Raw genomic sequence first — 17014 nt, 5'->3', positions numbered from 1 at the left:
AGCCGAAAGGTCGCCCATGTCCGGCTCCCCGACGTCCGGCTCCCCACCGCCCGGCACCATCAGATCGAGCGACGGGCTCGACACGCGCCGCCGCCGCATCCTGTTCCGCGCCCGGCATCGCGGCATGCGCGAGATGGACTTCATCATGGGCCGCTTCGTCGACGCGGAGATCGACCGCCTCTCGGACGCCGAGCTGGAGGCGCTGGAGCTTCTGCTCGATGCCCAGGACCAGGAGGCATTCTCCTGGATCTGCGGCACCCTCGCGGTGCCGGCCGAGCACGACACGCCTCTCCTGCGGCGGCTGAAGGATTTCCACCTCTCCGGCCGCGGCCTGCCGGACTGAGCGGCCGCCGCCGCTTGCCTTCCCCCTGATCCCGGAGCCTGTCGTGAAGCGTCCCCGCCTGCTCGCCGAGGCCCTTCAGAAGGGCCGGCCCCTCATCCTCTCGCGCGTCGCCGACGGCATGGAGGGCATGGCGGTGGCCGACCTCGCGCGCGCGGTCGCCGCGGCGAAGGATGCGCCCTGGCCGAGCCTGCTGGTGATCTGCCGCGACGGCCGGCGCCTCGCGGCGCTGGAACGCGGGCTCGGCTTCTTCGCGCCGGAGCTCCAGGTCTTCACCTTCCCGTCCTGGGACTGCCTGCCCTATGACCGCGCCTCGCCCAACGCCGCCATCATCGCCCGGCGCATGGCGACACTCGCCCGCCTGGCGCGGGTCAAAGGCGGCCCGGCGAGCGTGGTGCTCACCACGGTCAACGCCACGGTACAGCGCGTGCCGGCCAAGGGGCTGGTGACGGCGCAGTCGCTCTCGGCCGCGCCCGGCAACGCCATCGCCCTCGACGGCGTGACCCAGTGGGCCGAGCAGAACGGCTTCCTGCGCACCCCCACCGTGCGCGACACCGGCGAATACGCCGTGCGCGGTGGCCTCATCGACCTCTTTCCGCCCGGCCTCGACGCGCCGATCCGGCTCGATTTCTTCGGCGACACGCTGGAGAGCATCCGCGCCTTCGATCCCGAGACCCAGCGCACCACCGGGCAGATGCGGGCGCTCGATCTCGTGCCCATGGCCGAGTTCCAGCTCACCACCGACACCATGCGGCGCTTCCGCATGGCCTATGTGGCCCAGTTCGGTGCCGCCCAGAAGGGCGACACGCTCTACGAGGCCGTGAGCGAGGGCCGCCGCCACGCCGGCATGGAGCACTGGCTGCCGCTGTTCCACGAGGGCATGGACACGCTGTTCGATTATGTGGAGGGCACGCCGCTGGTGCTCGACGCACTGGCCGACGAGGCGGCGGGCGAGCGCATCGCCCAGATCGCCGACTATTATGCGGCGCGCAAGGATGCGCTCGATCATCCCTCGGGCGGATCGGTCTACAACCCCCTGCCGCCGGACCGGCTCTACCTGACCGGCCCCGAATGGACCCGGCGCATCGCCGACGTGCCCGTCGCCCGGCTGACGCCGTTCGCGGCGCCCGAGAGCGCGGCGCGCCATGCCGTCGACCTCGGCGGCGTCCAGGGCCGCTCCTTCGCCGCCGAGCGGGCCGACCCCGAGGGCAACGTGTTCGACGCGGCGGTCGCTTATGTGCGCGAGCTGCAGAAGTCGAAGAAGGTGATCCTCGCCGGCTGGTCCGAGGGTTCGCGCGAGCGCCTCGGCACGGTGCTGGCCGACCATGGCCTGACCGGCACCGCCGCCATTTCGCGCTTCGACAGCCTCGCGGCGCTGCCCAAGACCCAGGCCGCGCTCGCGGTCTACGGCGTCGAGGCGGGGTTCGAGACGCCGGACTTCGCCCTGATTGGCGAGCAGGACATCCTTGGCGACCGCCTGGTGCGCCCGAAGCGCAAGGCGCGCCGGCCGCAGGACGTGATCTCGGAACTGACCGCGCTCACCGCCGGCGACCTCGTGGTGCATGTGGATCATGGCATCGGCCGCTTCGTCGGCCTGAAAGCCATCGAGGCCATGGGCGCGCCCCACGACTGCCTGGAAATCCATTATGCCGGCGGCGACAAGCTGTTCCTGCCGGTGGAGAATCTGGAGCTGCTGAGCCGCTACGGCTCGGAGGACACCGAGGCCCAGCTCGACAAATTGGGCGGCGGCGGCTGGCAGGCGCGCAAGTCGCGCATGAAGAAGCGCATCCGCGAGATGGCCGCCGAGCTGATCAAGATCGCCGCCGCGCGCCAGCTCGGCGAGGCGCCGCGACTGGTGCCCGCCGCCGGGCTCTACGACGAGTTCCGCGCCCGCTTCCCCTATGAGGAGACCGACGACCAGGAAGGCGCCATCGAGGCGGTGCTGGACGACCTCGCCTCGGGCCGGCCCATGGACCGGCTGATCTGCGGCGACGTGGGCTTCGGCAAGACCGAGGTGGCGCTGCGCGCGGCGTTCGCGGTGGCGCTCGCCGGCAAGCAGGTGGCGGTGGTGGTGCCGACCACCCTGCTCGCGCGCCAGCACTTCAAGACCTTCAGCGACCGCTTCAAGGGCCTGCCGGTCAACATCGCCCAGGCCTCGCGCATGGTCACCGGCAAGGAGCTGACCGCGGTCAAGGCGGGCATTTCCGACGGCACCCTCGACATCGTGGTGGGCACCCACGCGCTCTTGGGCAAGGCGATCCACTTCAAGGATCTCGGCCTCGTCATCGTCGACGAGGAGCAGCATTTCGGCGTCGCCCACAAGGAGCGCCTGAAGCAGCTGCGGGCCGAGGTGCACGTGCTGACCCTGACCGCGACCCCCATCCCGCGCACGCTCCAGCTCGCCATGACCGGGGTGCGCGAACTCTCTATCATCGCCACGCCGCCGGTGGACCGGCTCGCGGTGCGCACCTTCGTGACGCCGTTCGACCCGCTGATCGTGCGCGAGGCGCTGCTGCGCGAGCGCTATCGCGGCGGCCAGAGCTTCTACGTGGTGCCGCGCATCGAAGACCTCGGGGAGGTGCGGGAATTCCTCGAGGCCTCGGTCCCGGAGGTCAAGGTGGCGGTGGCCCACGGCCAGTTGGCGGCGGGCGCGCTCGAGGACATCATGAGCGCCTTCTATGACGGGCAGTACGACGTGCTGCTCTCCACCACCATCGTGGAGAGCGGGCTCGACGTGCCGAATGCCAACACGCTCATCGTCCACCGGGCGGACATGTTCGGCCTCGCCCAGCTCTACCAATTGCGCGGCCGGGTGGGCCGGGCGAAGCAGCGCGCCTATGCCATCTTCACCGTGCCGGCCTCGAAGCCGGTGACGGCGCAGGCCGAGCGGCGCCTCAAGGTGCTGCAGTCGCTGGAGACGCTGGGCGCCGGCTTCCAGCTGGCGAGCCACGACCTCGACATTCGCGGCGCCGGCAACCTGCTCGGCGACGAGCAGTCGGGCCACATCAAGGAGGTGGGCTACGAGCTTTACCAGGAGATGCTCCAGGAGGCGATCGCCCACATCAAGGCCGGCATCACCGACTTCGTGGACGACAAGTGGTCGCCCAACATCACCATCGGCACGCCGGTCCTGATCCCCGAGGACTATGTCGCCGACCTGCACGTGCGCCTCGCGCTCTATCGGCGGCTCGCGGACCTCCAGGAAGACCAGGAGATCGACGGCTTCTCCGCGGAGCTCACCGACCGCTTCGGCCCGGCGCCGGAGGAGGTGGGGCACCTGGTGGAGCTCGCCAAGATCAAGGCGCTGGCGCGCAAGGCCAATGTGGAGAAGGTGGACGCCGGCCCGAAGGGCGTGGTGCTGGGCTTCCGCGGCAACGAGTTCGCCGACCCCTCGGGCCTGGTGAAGCTGATCGGCCAGGACGGTCCGCAGGCCAAGGTGCGGCCCGACTTCAAGGTGGTGTTCCTGCGCGACTGGCCGCGGCCCGAGGCGCGGGTGAAGGGCACGCTGTCGATCCTGAAGAAGCTCGCCGCCCTGGCGCAGAAGAAAGGGCTCTGAGCGGAGGCGGCCCGCTCCCTCTGGTCAGCGGGCTGGCAAACATTCCCCCTTGCCCCTGCTTGCGAGAAGCAGGGGCGGCATTGCGGAAACGGTGCGCGCGGGCCGCGCCAGCGAGCCCGAGCGCGGCGGCCGCGCTACTTGATGCCGAGCGCGCCGCCGACGGTGCCGCCGACCGCGCCCACGGTGCCGCCGACCGCGGCGCCCACCGGGCCGGCGGCCTTCTCGCCAGCCTTGGCACCCTGCTTGGCGCCGCTCACGGCGCCCTGGGCACCGCCTTTCACGCCGCCGACCGCGCCACCACCCATACCGCCGACCGTGCCGCCGACGGCGGCGCCCACCGGTCCGGCGGCTTCATTGCCGACATTCGCCCCCTTCTTGGCACCGTCCTGCGCGCCCTGGACGACGCCCTGCGCGGCGGCCGCGGCCGGAGCGAGGGCGATGGCGAGCGCGGCGACGGCCTTGACGATGGTCTTCATGGCAGGTCCTCCAAATTGCACGCTTCAGCGTGTCACCGCCAAGATAACGCTCCGCCGGGCAATTTCGATCCCTGCGCGCCTGCGACCAATGTTCAGGAGCGCTGGTCCACCGCGCGGCGGTAGACGAAGCCGCGCTTGCCGCCGCTCACCACCTCGCACCAGGACTTGCACGCGATCACGGTGACCCGCGTGTTCCGGTCGATCTGTCCGATGGCGGCGGCTCCGCGGCGCGGGCCCGACCGCATGGTGACGTCGAAGGCGATACGGGCGGTGCGCGCGCCGGCGCCGGCGGCCGGCTGCGGCGGAGGAAGCGGGGCCGGCGGCAGCGCCGGGGCCTCGATGGCCGTCACCCGGGCATCGCCCTCGGAGGCTTGGGGATCGGGCGTCTGGCGCGGCGCCTCGTCGGCCGGCCGCGCAGCGGCGGCGAGCGCGCGCGTCGCGGTCGCGGCGCCCGGGGCCGGCAGGGGCTCGAGAAAAGCGGGCCGCGCGAAGTCCTCTGCCGTCGGCGGCGCCTCGGCCCGGGGGCGCTCCGGCGCGGGCGGGGCGCCGAGGATGGAGGCGACCTTCACGGCGAGGCGGCGGTGATCGTCCGGCGCGGCCGGCACGGAGGGCGCGCTCGACAATTGGACGCCGAGCAAAGCGCCGCCGCCGAGAATGCCGGCGCAGGCGGCGATGGCGAGCAGGCGCCACAGGGCGGGCAGGGTGACGCCCTCGACGCGCGCACGCTGGGGGCGAGCGACGGCGGCGCGCGGCCGCGACCCCGCGTTCGCACGCGCTGGGCTGGTGCCTGAAAGAACTCGGGGCGCTATGCGCCGCTGCGCGCGCTGGAGGCCCGACATGTATCCCCTCCTCGCCGGCTGTGCGGGCCCAAGCTCACACAGATGACGGTTGATATTCGGTGAAGCCGCCCGACCTCACGACCTCCATTTGCTCAAGTCGGCATCCGGTCCACGTGCCAGCAGAAGGCGCCGAAGACACACCGATACTGAAAATGAAATGCGGCCGATATTTGCCCGTTACAGATCGGCATCGGCTTCATTACGCACCGCGTTCGGGCCTCCTCTGGGGAAGCGGGGCGCGCTCAAGGCGCGCGCCGCGCCGGAAGAAGGGATGCAAATGCCATCCGCTTGGCCCATCATGACGCACTTCCATCGGGGGACGCCCATGTTCGATCCCACCACGCTCACCGGCATTCATACCTGGCTCAGCCTGATCGCCATCGCGGCGGGGATCTTCGTCGTTCTCGGCCTGGTCCGCGGCGAGGCAAGGCCTTCCGGCACCGGGCTGTTCCTGGCCACCGCGGTGCTCACCAGCGTCACCGGATTCCTCTTCCCCATCGACGAGGTGAAGCCATCCCACGTGGTCGGGGGGCTGGCGCTCGTCGTGCTCGCCGTGGCGCTCTACGGGCTCTATGGCCGCGACCTCGGCGGCCGCTGGCGCGCCATCTATGTGGGCAGCGCGGTCGCCAGCCTCTATCTGCTGGTGTTCGTCGGCGTGGCCCAGGCATTCGCCAAGGTGCCGTCGCTGCAGACGCTGGCGCCCACCCAGTCGGAGCCGCCCTTCGCGATCGCCCAGGGCCTGGTCCTGCTGCTGTTCGTTCTGCTCGGCCTGCGCGCGCTGAGGGGCGGCGGCGGCGGCGGACCGCTGCCGGCGTGACGGGTCATTGGCCCGGGACCCGCCACCACGTCTCCGGCAAGGTGCCATAGAGCGAGGCCCGCTCCGGCCGGGCGATGCGTGTCCAGCGCGCCAGCCACTGGCCCGGCGTATGGAACAGCGGGATGGCGAAGGCTCCCGAAAGCAGCGCCCGGTCGAGCGCCCGCGCGGCGGCGATGAAGTCGTCTTCCTCCTTAGCCGCGACCAGCGCAGCGATGGCGGCGTCCACCGCCGGGCTCTTCGCGCCCATATAATTGCGCGTGCCCGGCGTGTCGGCGCTCGCCGCGCCGAAATAGAAGGCCTGCTCGTTGCCCGGCGAGAGCGACTGGCTCCAGATCGCCGGCGCCATGTCGAAGTCGTAGGCGTTGCGGCGCGCGTCGAACTGCACCGCGTCCACGAACCGCACCCGCGCCGCGATGCCGGCGCGCTCCAGCTGGCTCGCATATGCGAGCGCGAGCCGCTCCTGGTCGCGGGTCGCCACCATGATCTCGAAGCCGAGCGGCTCGCCGGTCCCCACGCGCCGCACCGCGCCGTCCGAGAGGTGCCAGCCGGCGGCCTCCAGCAGGGCGAAGGCGGCCCGGCGCCGCGCGCGATCCCGGCCGGAACCGTCGGAGACCGGGGGCACCAGCGTGCCGAGCAAAGCCTCCGGCACGATCTCGCCGGCATAAGGCGCGAGCAGCGCGGTCTCGCGCGCGTCGGCGGGCCGGCCGGTGCTCGCGAGCTCGCTGTCCTGGAAGAAGCTTTTCGTGCGGGCGTAAAGGCCGTGGTAGAAATTGCGGTCGAGCCACTCGAAATCGAACAGCTCGGTGAGCGCCCGGCGCACCCTGATGTCGGCAAAGACCGGCCTGCGGGTGTTGAAGACCAGCGCCGAATAGGGCTTGGGCGTGCCGGTGGGGATCACCTCGCGCACCACCTCGCCGGTACGGGCGGCCTTGAAGTCGTAGCCGGTCTCCCAGCGGGTCGGGTCGGTCTCGAACCGGGCGTCCACGAGGCCCTTCTTGAAAGCCTCGAACTCGCTGTTGGCATCGCGGAAATAGACAAAGCGCAGGGTATCGAAGTTATAGAGGCCGCGATTGACCGGCAGATCGCGGCCCCAATAGTCCGGCCTGCGGACGAGCGTGAGCCCCGCTCCCGCCTCGACCGCCTCGACGGCGTAGGGGCCTGAGCCGAGCGGGGCGGACAGGCTGGTCTCGACAAAACGCTCCGGATCCACCGCCGCGCGCGCGAACACCGGCATCAGGCCCATGATGAGCGGCAGTTCCGGGTCCGCCTCGGTGAAGGTGAAGCGGACGCGCTCGCCGGACAGCGCCTCGGCTCTGGCCACCTTGGCATAATAGAGCCGGTGGTTCGGCCGCCCGTGATCGCGCAGCAGCGCATGGGAGAACAGCACGTCCGTCGCCGTCACCGGCGTGCCGTCGGCAAAGCGCGCGCGGGGATCGAGCGAGAACTCGACGAAGCTGCGCGCGGCATCGGTCGCGACCGTGCGGGCGATCAGCGGGTAGAGCGTGAACGGCTCGTCGAACGAGCGCGCCATCAGGCTCTCGACCACGTAGCCGCGCACGAACGGCGTCGGCGAGCCTTTGACGATGAAGGGGTTGAGGCTGTCGAACGTGCCGGTGACCGAAAGCGTCAGCCGCCCGCCCTTGGGCGCCGCGGCATTGGCATAGGGAAAGGCTGGGAACCCCTCGGCGAGGTCGGGCGCGCCGCGCATGGCGAGCGCGGGCCGCGGGTCCGCGTCGTCGGCGCGCGCCGGCGGCAGCCCGGCAAGCAAGGCGAGGCCGAGCGCAGCGGCCGGCGCGGCGCAGTGAAGCGGTCGCATGCCGTGCTCCTTTCCGTAACGCCCCGTCTGTCCTTTCTTGGCCGCAATCCTGGGCAAGGTAGCGACATCGATCCCTGAGCGGGGAACCGAGTCTCGTTCGCCACCATCTTGCCTCAATTGACCACGAGACAGCCGGGGTCGCAGAGGGGGTGCTGGCCCGGCGCCGAGCGCACGACGTTTTCGGCGACAGCCAACACAGGAAAGGCCACAATGATTAACATCCCATTCATCGGACGGCTCACGGCTGGGGGCGCCGCCACGCTGGTCGCTGTGGCGCTCGCAGGTTCGGCTTTCGCCCAGGCTCCCGCCACCAAGCCGGCGGCGAAGCCCGCCGCCCAGGCGCCCGCGGCCGCCCCCGCCGCGCCCGCCGAGGAGCCGAAGTTCTCGGCCTCGCCCTGGCAGAAGATCTGCCAGGAGATTCCGGAGAGCAAGAAGCAGGTCTGCATCCTGAGCCAGGTGCTCGGGGTGGAGAGCCAGGCGATCGCCAAGGTCGACCTGATCGAGGTGAAGGACGAGCCGCGCCGCCGGCTGACCATCGCCGTGCCGCTCGGCATGCGCCTGCAGCCGGGCATGCGCATCACCCTCGACAAGGACCCGGTGGCGGTGCCCTTCGTCATCTGCCAGCCCATGCCGGGCGGCGGCGCCACCTGCATCGGCGAGACCGAGATCAATGCCGACTTCATCGGCAAGATGAAGAAGGCCAACGCCATCTATCTGCAGATGATGAACGGCCAGGGCCGCACCCTCAGCCTGCCCATTTCCAACAGCGACTTCACCAAGGTCTATGACGGCCCGGGCGTCGACGCCAAGGTGGCGATGGAGCAGGAGCGCAAGCGCATGGAAGAGGCGCAGGCCGCCAAGCAGGCCCAGGAGGAGCAGGGCAAGGCCGCGCTGCTCAAGAAGGGCCAGGAGCTCGAGCGCGCCAAGGCGCAGGGCGCCGCGCCCAAGTGACTTCGACCTAGGCGCGACAGCCACGGCCGGCCCGCTCGGTCGGCCCCGGCCTTCGCCGTCAGGAACCCAGAACGAGAAACGCCGGGCCGCCTTGCGCGCCCGGCGTTTCTCGTTGTGCCGGTGTTGCGGGGTGTTCTCGATCGGGGCGTTTCTCAGCGCCGTCGGAGCCTGCGCCGGCGCGCCGGCGCGGTGCCCCGCGCCGGGGGTCAGTTGAGCAAATCGGAACGGACCCGCCAGCCGCCCGCGCCATCCTCCGAGAGCGCCTCGGTGACCTTGGGATGGCGCACCGGCTCGTCCGAAAGGTCGCGCTCCAGATTCTGCTCCGACACGTAGGCCACATACTCGCTGTCCGCGTTCTCGGCGAACAGGTGGTAGAAGGGCTGGTCCTTGTGGGGCCGGATCTCCTCGGGAATGGCGAGCCACCATTCCTCGGTGTTGTCGAAGATCGGATCGACGTCGAACACCACGCCGCGGAACGGGAAGTGCTTGTGGCGCACCACCTCGCCGATGCGGAACTTGGCGATGCGCAACGCGCCGAGGGAGGGCGAACGGGCCTGGTCCTGCGGTGACGCCGCGGCAGCGGCGGTGAGCGCGGCGGCCTGATCGGCGGCGCCCGCCTTATCCCGCATGCCGGACTTCACAGAAGCGCCCATGGCCCTCAACTCCTCGTCGTTCGTCGCGAGTGTGTCACAATCCGTAGGTCTTGCCCATTTCGGGATCCTTCGCCGCGACAATGCGCGCCAGATCGACGATCACCTTGGCCTGTTTCCAGGTGGCGTCGTCCTGCATCTTGCCGTCGATCATCACCGCGCCGGCGCCGTCCGGCATGGCTTCCAGAATCTTGAGCGCGAACGCCACCTCGCCGGGATCAGGCGAGAACACGCGCTTGGCGATGTCGATCTGGGTGGGGTGCAGGGTCCAGGCGCCGACGCAGCCCTGCAGGAAGGCGTTGCGGAACTGGCTCTCGCACGCGGCGAGGTCGGCGAAATCGCCGAACGGCCCGTAAAACGGCTTGATGGCGTTGGCCGCGCAGGCGTCCACCATCTTGCCGACGGTATAGTGCCAGAGGTCCTGCTGGTAGCCGATGCGCGGCTTGTCGCCCTCCGGGTCGGCCAGCACCCGGTAGTCGGGATGGCCGCCGCCGACACGGGTGGTCTTCATGGCGCGCGAGGCGGCGAGGTCCGCGGGGCCGAGGCTCATGCCGTGCATGCGCGGCGAGGCGGCGGCGATCGCCTCCACATTCTTCACGCCCTCGGCGGTCTCGAGGATGGCGTGGATGAGGATCGGCTTGCCGATGGCGTGCTTGGCCTCCAGCTGCGCCAGGAGCTGGTCGAGATAGTGGATGTCCCAGGGGCCATCCACCTTGGGCAGCATGATCACGTCGAGCTTGGCGCCGACGCTGCCGACGATCTGGACGATGTCGTCCAGCACCCAGGGGCTGTTGAGGCAGTTGATGCGGGTCCACAGTCCGGTTGCGCCGAAATCCACCGCCTGCGCCATCTCGATGAAGCCGGCGCGGGCGGCCTCTTTGGCGTCCATGGGGATGGCGTCTTCGAGGTTGCCCAGCACCACGTCCACCTGGCGGGCGAGGTCGGGCACCTTGGCGCGCAGCTTCTCCAGATGCGGCGGCACGAAATGGATCATGCGCTCGAGCCGTACCGGAAGCTCGCGATAGGGGGCGGGCGCGCCGATGGCGAGCGGCTTGAAGAAATTGCGCGGCAGCTTCATGGATCTCCCCCGGGCGGCGCGCCCGCGATTGCGGCGGCGGGCCTTGATGTGCAATGCAGCATAGCGCGGCCCCGCGCGCAACTTTGGCAGCGTGATACCGTACCAGGCGGCACCGGCCGGCCGGCGCCACTCTCAACCTTCGCTCGCATTCGAGGGGTGCTTCGTTCCGGCCGGGCACGATGGCCGATGCGGATGCGCAGCCTCCCGGCCCGCGCTCACGGTCGCGCGGACCTCGGCGCGGTCAATGCAGCGCCGCCGAACCACTGGTCGCGTACCCGGCCGCCTTGAGCAGGCGGGGCAGCAGTATCTTGGCAGCGGTCTGGTTCAGGTGATGGCTGTCGCGATAGGCGATGCGCCCGTCGATGCGGGCGTCGCAGCCATTGACATCGCAGAACGCGCTCGCGGGCATGAGGAAGGTTACGTCTGGCCAACGCTTCTGCGCCCGCGCCAGGGCAGCCTCGGCCGGACCCAGCAGCTTCTCCCGCTGGGCGGCATCGATCCGGTAGCACGACGAGGCGTCGAAGCCGTGGAACAGGGCGCGGCTGGCGCAGCCTGGAACCGCCTTGAGGAATTCCGGCACGGGTCCGACAATCACCGGCTTCAGCCCCAGCGCGCGCACGGCGGCGATGCTCCGGTCCAGCGACGCGTCGAACGCGCGCGCGCTGTCTTCCTGGGAGGGCGCGCCGCTCAGGTCGTCCTTCAGGAAATTGACACGGCCGCTCCCGAGCCAGTTGCGCCAGCGACCGACGATGAAGACCGTCCCCCCCTTCGGCATGAGGGCGAGCTCTTTCACGACCAGGTCATTGAACGTCCTGCAGCGATAGCCGCCGTCGCGCACGCCCACCGAGGCTCCGAGCAGCGGGGGGCACCCGGCCAGCGTGATCTGGCGCACGGACTGGCCACGGGCGGTGAAGGCGGCCACCACGCCGGGCACCATCGCCGAGCCATGGGAGTCGCCCCACAGGGCCACCTGATATGTACCGCCGGGAGCGGCGCCGAAGGTGCATCGCTCGGCCCGCGCGGGAGCGGGGAGTTCGCTCTGTTTCGGGATGACAAGACACTCGTTTTCGGCCGGGGATCGATCGAAGCGGGCCGCCGACGCCGTGGAGGCTGCCTCCGGCATCCGGATCGGCAGGCCTTTGGTCAGGATCAGGGTCTGGGCGCAGACGGCAAACGCCGCCATGGCCGCGCCGGCCGCGGAGAAGCGTTTCCAGGGCAGCGCCAGCACCGCCCCGGTCCGGAAAGGGGTCTCGACGAAATGATAGGAGAGGACGGCTGCGGCAAAGGACAGCGCGATCAGCACCAGAGCCTGGGCGGTGCTGAGCTCCCCGCCGAAATACTGGGCGCCGAAGACCAGAATAGGCCAATGCCAAAGATAAAGGGAATATGAGGTCTTGCCTATGTAGACCATTGGCGGGCGCGAAAGAAGCCAGCTCGCCAGACCACCCCCGGAATAAAGGCCGCCATACACGACGAAGGCCGCGCCAAATACCGGCAGCGCCGCGGCGAGGCCCGGAAAGGCGATCTTCGACGTGTAGAAGAAGCAGGCGACCAAAATGCCGGCAATTCCGAGGGCGGCGAGCGTGCGCCCCATCCAGGGCCTGAGGGTGGGCAGAAACGGAATGGCAATTATCGAGCCGGCGAGCAGTTCCCAGGCGCGGGCCGGGAGCATGTAAAATGCGAAGTTCGGCACCCGAATGCTGCCGTACCAGGACAGGCCGAAGGAGATCACGCCGACCGCGATGACGGCGAAGGGCAGCAAGGTCAGGCGGAAAAAACGAGCGAACAAATAGATGAGGATGGGGAAGAATATATAGAACTGCTCTTCGACTCCAAGCGACCAGGTGTGCAGAAGCGGCGCCGGGTCTCCGCCGTCAGCGAAATAATCATTAGCTTTCCAGAAATATATGTTCGAAACAAACGCTACTGCCGCGATCAGGCTTCGGCTGTACATGACCAGGTCATTGGCCGTCAGCAGCCAGAGCGCAAAGAGTGTCGTTACACCAAAGACCACAAAAAGTGCCGGCAGGATACGGCGAATACGTCGGTCGTAAAATCTTATGATCGAAAGACGTCCACTCCTTGCGTCTTCATACAGTATCATTGTAATAAGGTACCCTGAAATAACAAAAAAGACATCGACGCCAACAAAGCCGCCACTGATCATTCCGCCATGAAAAAATACAACCGGCAGAACCGCGATCGTGCGCAGTCCATCGATGTCCGGACGGTATCGCATAAACGTTGGTCCCCCGTGTATCAATTTGGCAACAGGCCGCTTGTCGTAGGACTAGTGTTGCAAACCCGACGCAGCACTCTCAAGCTGTGCCGGATGCCGCCTAAATAAGCTTAGATTGGCATTGTGCGGGATATTGGCCGGCCGGACAAGTCGACGCCCCGCCCCATTTGGTGCCTCCTGTTGCCCAAAAAGAAATCAGGCAGGGATCGCTCCCGCGCCGACTGTGGGCGTGCGCCTCGGTCTCGCCGAGAGGCCGATTCAAAGCGCCGCTTGCAAGCCGTGCCGGGGGCGGCGGTCGCGGGTGACACTGTCGCCTGGTCCGCCCCCATACTGCCTCGCTTGCGTCTTGAGGCTGTGCCAGAGTGTCGCCGCCGGCGGCGCGGGAGCGCTCCCGAATTGGGCCGGCGGATTGCGGGGCGCCGTTTCCCAGGCGGCGCGGACAGGAGTTGGCAGATGAACGACCAGGCTTACGCATTTCTCGGCCAGCCGGGCGTCGGCTTCTTCTCGATGCTGCTCATCGGCGTCATCGCCGGATGGGTGGCCGAGCGCATCACGGACAGCAATCACGGCCTGCTCACCAACCTCATCGTCGGCGTCGCCGGCGCCTTCGTGGGCGGCGAGCTGGGCGCGCTGCTGAACATCCAGGTGTTCGGCTTCTTCCGCACCCTGGTCGCGGCCATCATCGGCGCCATCATCCTGCTGTGGGCCTGGCGCGCCCTGCGCGGTCGCTGAGGGAGGGGGACATGGGATTCTTCATTTCGATCGTCGTTGGCATCCTGGCCGGCTACATCGCCGAGAAGGTGATGAATTCCACCGGCGGGCTGTGGACCAACCTGTTCGTGGGCGTGCTCGGCGGCATTCTGGGCTGGTGGGTGGTGGGCCTGCTCGGCCTCACCTACATTCAGAAGGACGCGTTCGTGGACAGCGTGGTGGTCGCCGCCTGCGGAGCGGTGCTGCTGCTCGCCATCTGGCGCGCCGTCAGGGGCCGCAAGCCCGCCTGAGCTCGGCCAGCGGGCCGCGCCTGACGCAAGACAGGCCAGCGTGCGGGCGGTTTCTGCCCGCGCGGGATTAATCTATGCTCCGGGCTGGTCCCGAAGCGCGCGGCTCCCAGCCGCGTAGCCGGAAAGCGTTCCATGGTCACCGTGATCGACACCTTGAACCGCCCCCGCCATCCCGAGAAGGCGAACCGCCCGCTCACCGAGGTCCTGCGCAAACCGGACTGGATCCGCGTCAAGGCGCCGGGCTCCGCCGCCTGGACCAAGACCGCCGGCATCGTGCGCGCCGGCGGGCTGCACACGGTGTGCGAGGAGGCGAGCTGCCCCAATATCGGCGAGTGCTGGGAAAAGAAGCACGCCACCTTCATGATCATGGGCGACACCTGCACCCGGGCCTGCGCGTTCTGCAATGTGCGCACCGGCATGCCCGAGGCGCTCGATGAGAACGAGCCGCAGAAGGTGGCGGACGCGGTGGCGCGCCTCGGCCTCTCCCACGTGGTGGTGACCTCGGTGGACCGCGACGACCTCTCGGACGGCGGGGCCGCGCACTTCGCCTGCACCATCGCCGCCATCCGCAGCGCCAGCCCCGGCACGACGATCGAGATTCTCACCCCCGATTTCCTGCGTAAGGAGGGGGCGCTGGAGGTGGTGGTCGAGGCGCGGCCGGACGTGTTCAACCACAATCTGGAGACCGTGCCGTCCAACTATCTCGCGGTGCGGCCGGGGGCGCGCTATTTCCACTCGCTGCGCCTGCTGCAGAAGGTGAAGGAGCTGGACGCCACCATCTTCACCAAGTCCGGGATCATGGTCGGCCTCGGCGAGGAGCGGCCCGAAGTGCTCCAGCTCATGGACGACCTGCGGTCGGCGGAGGTGGATTTCATCACCATCGGCCAATATCTCCAGCCCACCCGGCGCCACCACAAGGTGGAGCGATTCGTCACGCCGGACGAGTTCAAGGCGTTCGAGACCATCGCCTATGCCAAGGGTTTCCTGATGGTGTCGTCGAGCCCGCTGACCCGCTCCTCGCACCATGCGGGGGAGGATTTCGAGAAGCTGCGCAAGGCGCGCGCGGCGAAGCTCGGGCGCAGCTGACGTGCCGTCCTTTTCCTCGAGCCGGACCGTCGCCCACTCCGCCGCCGACATGTTCGACCTGGTGGCGGACGTCGAGCGCTATCCCGAATTCGTGCCGCTGTGCCAGGCGCTGCGCATCAAGCGGCGCAACAAATCGGACGAGGGCGTGGAAGTATTGGTCGCCGACATGACGGTGGCCTACAAGTTGATCCGCGAGACCTTTACGTCGCGGGTCACGCTCGACCGGCCGCGGCTCACAATTCATGTGGAATATCTCGATGGCCCGTTCAGCCGCCTGGACAACCGGTGGGAATTCCACGCCGCCGGAGCGCGCGCCTGCGAGGTGAAGTTCTTCATCTCCTACGAATTCCGCTCGCGCGCGCTCGGCCTGGTCATGGGGGCGATGTTCGACGCCGCCTTCCGCCGGTTCGCCGACGCCTTCGAGAAGCGGGCGGATTCCGTCTATAGCGAAAGGGCTTAGCCGGCCCGCGGGTCAGGCCCGGGCGGCCGCTTCCGCCAGCAGATCGAGCGCCGCCAGGACCGCGCGGCGGCGGATCTCGTCGCGGCCGAGGTCGCCGAAAGACAGGCGCCGGTGGACGGTGGCGCGGCCTCTGAACGCACAGGCGAAATGCACCAGCCCCACGGGCTTTTCCGCCGAGCCGCCGCCCGGGCCGGCGACGCCGGTGACCGAAACGGCGACCTCCACCGGCGCGCGGGACGCGGCACCTTCCGCCATGGCGCGCGCTGTTTCCGCGCTGACGGCGCCGTGATTCGCGAGCACCACCTCCGGCACCCCGAGAAGCTCCGTCTTGGCCCGGTTGGAATAGGTGACGAAGCCGCGCTCCACCACGTCGGACGCCCCGGCGATGGCGGTAAGCGCGCCGGCCACCAGGCCGCCGGTGCAGGATTCGGCGGTGGCGAGCATCAGCCCCCGGGTGCGGAAGGCGAGAACGATCTCTTCGGCGCGGGCGGTGGTCTCGGCGTCGAACATGGCATTACTCCGCGAGCGGCAGCCGCACGGTGGCGCTCGCCATGGCGGCGACGCCCTCGCGCCGGCCGGTGAAGCCGAGCTGCTCGGTGGTGGTGGCCTTCACGCTGATGCGGGCCTCCTCGACGCCGGTGATGCGGGCGATGGCGGCGCGGATCGCGCCCCGGTGCGGCCCCACCTTCGGCGCCTCGCAGATCAAGGTGAGGTCGAGATGGGCGATCCGGCCGCCGAGCGCGGTGACCTTTTGCACCGCATGGGCGAGGAACTGGTCGGAGGCGGCGCCCTTCCAGGCCGGGTCGGAGGGCGGAAAATGGGCGCCGATGTCGCCGTCGCAGATGGCGCCGAGCACCGCGTCGGTGAGCGCGTGCAGGCCGACATCGGCATCCGAATGCCCGGCAAGGCCGAACGGATGGGGGATGGCGACGCCGCCCAGCATCACGTGGTCGCCCGGCCCGAAGGCATGGACGTCGAAGCCGGTGCCGGTGCGCACGTCGGCGAGCGCGCCCAGCCCGGCGGCAGGACGCGAGAGCGCGGCGTCGGCTTCGGCGATGTCGGCGGCGGAGGTGAGTTTCACGTTGGTGGCTTCCCCTTCGAAGGTGGAGACCGGCCGTCCGGCCCATTCCATGACGGCGGCGTCGTCGGTGAGGTCGCCGACCCCCGCCGCGGCGGCGGCGCGGTGGGCGGCCAATAGATCCGCCAGCCGGAACGCCTGCGGCGTCTGCACGGCGCGCAGCGCCGCGCGGGGCAGGGTGGCCGCCACCCGCCCCACCGCATCCACCTGCTTGATGGTGTCGGTCACCGCCGTCACCGGGATGGCGGCGCCGCCGGCGCGCGCCGCCGCCACTGCGCGGGCGATGAGCGCGGCACTGGCGAAGGGCCGGGCTGCGTCATGGACGAGCACGATCTCGTGTTCCGCTCCGTCAAGGGCGGCAAGGCCTGCGCACACGGAAGCCTGGCGCGTGGCGCCGCCGGTAACCGGTGCAAGTATTTTGGGCAAGCCCTTGGCGGCGTCCGCAAAGAGGTCCGAATCGTCGCTATGGATGACCGTGAGCACGGCCGCGACGCCAGGGTGCGCCGCAAACGATCGCAGGGTGCGCCGCAGCACGCTTTCGCCGCCGATGCGTTGATACTGCTTGGGCAATGGCCCACCGGCCCGGCTTCCCCGACCGGCAGCGACCACGAGTGCGACGCAATGCAT

At 69.4% G+C, this 17014-nt stretch carries 16 protein-coding genes; 8 read left to right on the top strand and 8 right to left on the bottom strand.

What is annotated here, in order from left to right:
- The first annotated feature begins 16 nt into the window (after positions 1-16).
- Both ABLE88_RS00540 and mfd read left to right on the top strand, forming a co-directional pair.
- Positions 17-343, top strand: coding sequence for an FAD assembly factor SdhE (locus tag ABLE88_RS00540; RefSeq protein ID WP_348829389.1), 327 nt, complete (start codon positions 17-19; stop codon positions 341-343).
- 43 nt (positions 344-386) lie between these two features.
- A complete protein-coding gene (gene mfd, locus ABLE88_RS00535) occupies positions 387-3896 on the top strand; it encodes a transcription-repair coupling factor (protein WP_348829388.1) in 3510 nt (1169 codons plus the stop codon).
- Between the two features lie 134 nt (positions 3897-4030).
- On the opposite strand, the gene ABLE88_RS00530 is transcribed toward mfd, so the two are convergent.
- A complete protein-coding gene (locus ABLE88_RS00530) occupies positions 4031-4372 on the bottom strand; it encodes a hypothetical protein (RefSeq protein ID WP_348829387.1) in 342 nt (113 codons plus the stop codon).
- 92 nt (positions 4373-4464) lie between these two features.
- Positions 4465-5211, bottom strand: coding sequence for an SH3 domain-containing protein (locus tag ABLE88_RS00525; protein ID WP_348829386.1), 747 nt, complete (start codon positions 5209-5211; stop codon positions 4465-4467).
- Positions 5212-5536: 325 nt separating this feature from the next.
- On the opposite strand from ABLE88_RS00525, the gene ABLE88_RS00520 reads away from it, so the two are divergent.
- Entirely contained in the window at positions 5537-6028 is a 492-nt protein-coding gene (locus tag ABLE88_RS00520) for a hypothetical protein (RefSeq protein WP_348829384.1), read from the top strand.
- Positions 6029-6032: 4 nt separating this feature from the next.
- Here ABLE88_RS00520 and ABLE88_RS00515 read toward each other — a convergent pair whose 3' ends face one another.
- Entirely contained in the window at positions 6033-7844 is a 1812-nt protein-coding gene (locus ABLE88_RS00515) for an extracellular solute-binding protein (protein WP_510182834.1), read from the bottom strand.
- Between the two features lie 210 nt (positions 7845-8054).
- Here ABLE88_RS00515 and ABLE88_RS00510 point away from each other — a divergent pair, with 210 nt between their 5' ends.
- The gene (locus ABLE88_RS00510; protein ID WP_348829383.1) at positions 8055-8795 is read left to right on the top strand and encodes an invasion associated locus B family protein; all 741 of its coding nucleotides are present in this window, start codon (positions 8055-8057) and stop codon (positions 8793-8795) included.
- A gap of 206 nt (positions 8796-9001) precedes the next feature.
- Here ABLE88_RS00510 and hspQ read toward each other — a convergent pair whose 3' ends face one another.
- The 3 genes from hspQ to ABLE88_RS00495 form a co-directional block, all read right to left on the bottom strand.
- On the bottom strand, positions 9002-9325 hold the full coding sequence (gene hspQ, locus ABLE88_RS00505) for a heat shock protein HspQ (protein ID WP_348831048.1): 324 nt from the start codon (positions 9323-9325) through the stop codon (positions 9002-9004).
- A 157-nt stretch (positions 9326-9482) separates the two neighbouring features.
- A complete protein-coding gene (locus ABLE88_RS00500; RefSeq protein ID WP_348829382.1) occupies positions 9483-10523 on the bottom strand; it encodes an HpcH/HpaI aldolase/citrate lyase family protein in 1041 nt (346 codons plus the stop codon).
- A 241-nt stretch (positions 10524-10764) separates the two neighbouring features.
- Complete coding sequence (locus tag ABLE88_RS00495) at positions 10765-12762, bottom strand: acyltransferase family protein (protein WP_348829381.1); 1998 nt, start codon at positions 12760-12762, stop codon at positions 10765-10767.
- A gap of 453 nt (positions 12763-13215) precedes the next feature.
- On the opposite strand from ABLE88_RS00495, the gene ABLE88_RS00490 reads away from it, so the two are divergent.
- The 4 genes from ABLE88_RS00490 (at position 13216) to ABLE88_RS00475 (ending at position 15309) form a co-directional block, all read left to right on the top strand.
- On the top strand, positions 13216-13494 hold the full coding sequence (locus ABLE88_RS00490) for a GlsB/YeaQ/YmgE family stress response membrane protein (RefSeq protein ID WP_348829380.1): 279 nt from the start codon (positions 13216-13218) through the stop codon (positions 13492-13494).
- Between the two features lie 11 nt (positions 13495-13505).
- Entirely contained in the window at positions 13506-13763 is a 258-nt protein-coding gene (locus tag ABLE88_RS00485) for a GlsB/YeaQ/YmgE family stress response membrane protein (RefSeq protein ID WP_348829379.1), read from the top strand.
- Between the two features lie 132 nt (positions 13764-13895).
- The gene (lipA, locus tag ABLE88_RS00480) at positions 13896-14849 is read left to right on the top strand and encodes a lipoyl synthase (RefSeq protein ID WP_348829378.1); all 954 of its coding nucleotides are present in this window, start codon (positions 13896-13898) and stop codon (positions 14847-14849) included.
- A 1-nt stretch (position 14850) separates the two neighbouring features.
- Entirely contained in the window at positions 14851-15309 is a 459-nt protein-coding gene (locus ABLE88_RS00475; protein ID WP_348829377.1) for a type II toxin-antitoxin system RatA family toxin, read from the top strand.
- A 12-nt stretch (positions 15310-15321) separates the two neighbouring features.
- Here the strand turns inward: ABLE88_RS00475 and ABLE88_RS00470 are convergent, their stop codons facing one another.
- Together ABLE88_RS00470 and ABLE88_RS00465 are read right to left on the bottom strand one after the other, a co-directional pair.
- Positions 15322-15819 carry a CinA family protein gene (locus ABLE88_RS00470; protein ID WP_348829376.1) on the bottom strand — a complete coding sequence of 166 codons (498 nt, stop codon included), beginning with the start codon at positions 15817-15819 and terminating at the stop codon, positions 15322-15324.
- A 4-nt stretch (positions 15820-15823) separates the two neighbouring features.
- On the bottom strand, positions 15824-17014 hold the full coding sequence (locus ABLE88_RS00465) for a bifunctional 2-C-methyl-D-erythritol 4-phosphate cytidylyltransferase/2-C-methyl-D-erythritol 2,4-cyclodiphosphate synthase (RefSeq protein ID WP_348829375.1): 1191 nt from the start codon (positions 17012-17014) through the stop codon (positions 15824-15826).

Origin of the sequence: Xanthobacter luteus, from assembly GCF_040049235.1 — a bacterium.
Lineage (GTDB): Bacteria > Pseudomonadota > Alphaproteobacteria > Rhizobiales > Xanthobacteraceae > Xanthobacter.
Note: the sequence above shows the minus strand (reverse complement) of the source record. Positions and strands in the feature narration are given on the sequence as shown.

What these genes read in the sequence shown, in the direction of transcription:
- ABLE88_RS00540 (WP_348829389.1), top strand. Translation starts at nt 17, where the DNA reads ATGTCCGGCTCCCCGACGTCCGGCTCCCCACCGCCCGGCACCATCAGA.
- ABLE88_RS00530 (WP_348829387.1), bottom strand. Translation starts at nt 4,372, where the DNA reads ATGAAGACCATCGTCAAGGCCGTCGCCGCGCTCGCCATCGCCCTCGCT.
- ABLE88_RS00525 (WP_348829386.1), bottom strand. Translation starts at nt 5,211, where the DNA reads ATGTCGGGCCTCCAGCGCGCGCAGCGGCGCATAGCGCCCCGAGTTCTT.
- ABLE88_RS00520 (WP_348829384.1), top strand. Translation starts at nt 5,537, where the DNA reads ATGTTCGATCCCACCACGCTCACCGGCATTCATACCTGGCTCAGCCTG.
- ABLE88_RS00515 (WP_510182834.1), bottom strand. Translation starts at nt 7,844, where the DNA reads ATGCGACCGCTTCACTGCGCCGCGCCGGCCGCTGCGCTCGGCCTCGCC.
- ABLE88_RS00510 (WP_348829383.1), top strand. Translation starts at nt 8,055, where the DNA reads ATGATTAACATCCCATTCATCGGACGGCTCACGGCTGGGGGCGCCGCC.
- ABLE88_RS00500 (WP_348829382.1), bottom strand. Translation starts at nt 10,523, where the DNA reads ATGAAGCTGCCGCGCAATTTCTTCAAGCCGCTCGCCATCGGCGCGCCC.
- ABLE88_RS00495 (WP_348829381.1), bottom strand. Translation starts at nt 12,762, where the DNA reads ATGCGATACCGTCCGGACATCGATGGACTGCGCACGATCGCGGTTCTG.
- ABLE88_RS00490 (WP_348829380.1), top strand. Translation starts at nt 13,216, where the DNA reads ATGAACGACCAGGCTTACGCATTTCTCGGCCAGCCGGGCGTCGGCTTC.
- ABLE88_RS00485 (WP_348829379.1), top strand. Translation starts at nt 13,506, where the DNA reads ATGGGATTCTTCATTTCGATCGTCGTTGGCATCCTGGCCGGCTACATC.
- lipA (WP_348829378.1), top strand. Translation starts at nt 13,896, where the DNA reads ATGGTCACCGTGATCGACACCTTGAACCGCCCCCGCCATCCCGAGAAG.
- ABLE88_RS00470 (WP_348829376.1), bottom strand. Translation starts at nt 15,819, where the DNA reads ATGTTCGACGCCGAGACCACCGCCCGCGCCGAAGAGATCGTTCTCGCC.
- ABLE88_RS00465 (WP_348829375.1), bottom strand. Translation starts at nt 17,014, where the DNA reads ATGCATTGCGTCGCACTCGTGGTCGCTGCCGGTCGGGGAAGCCGGGCC.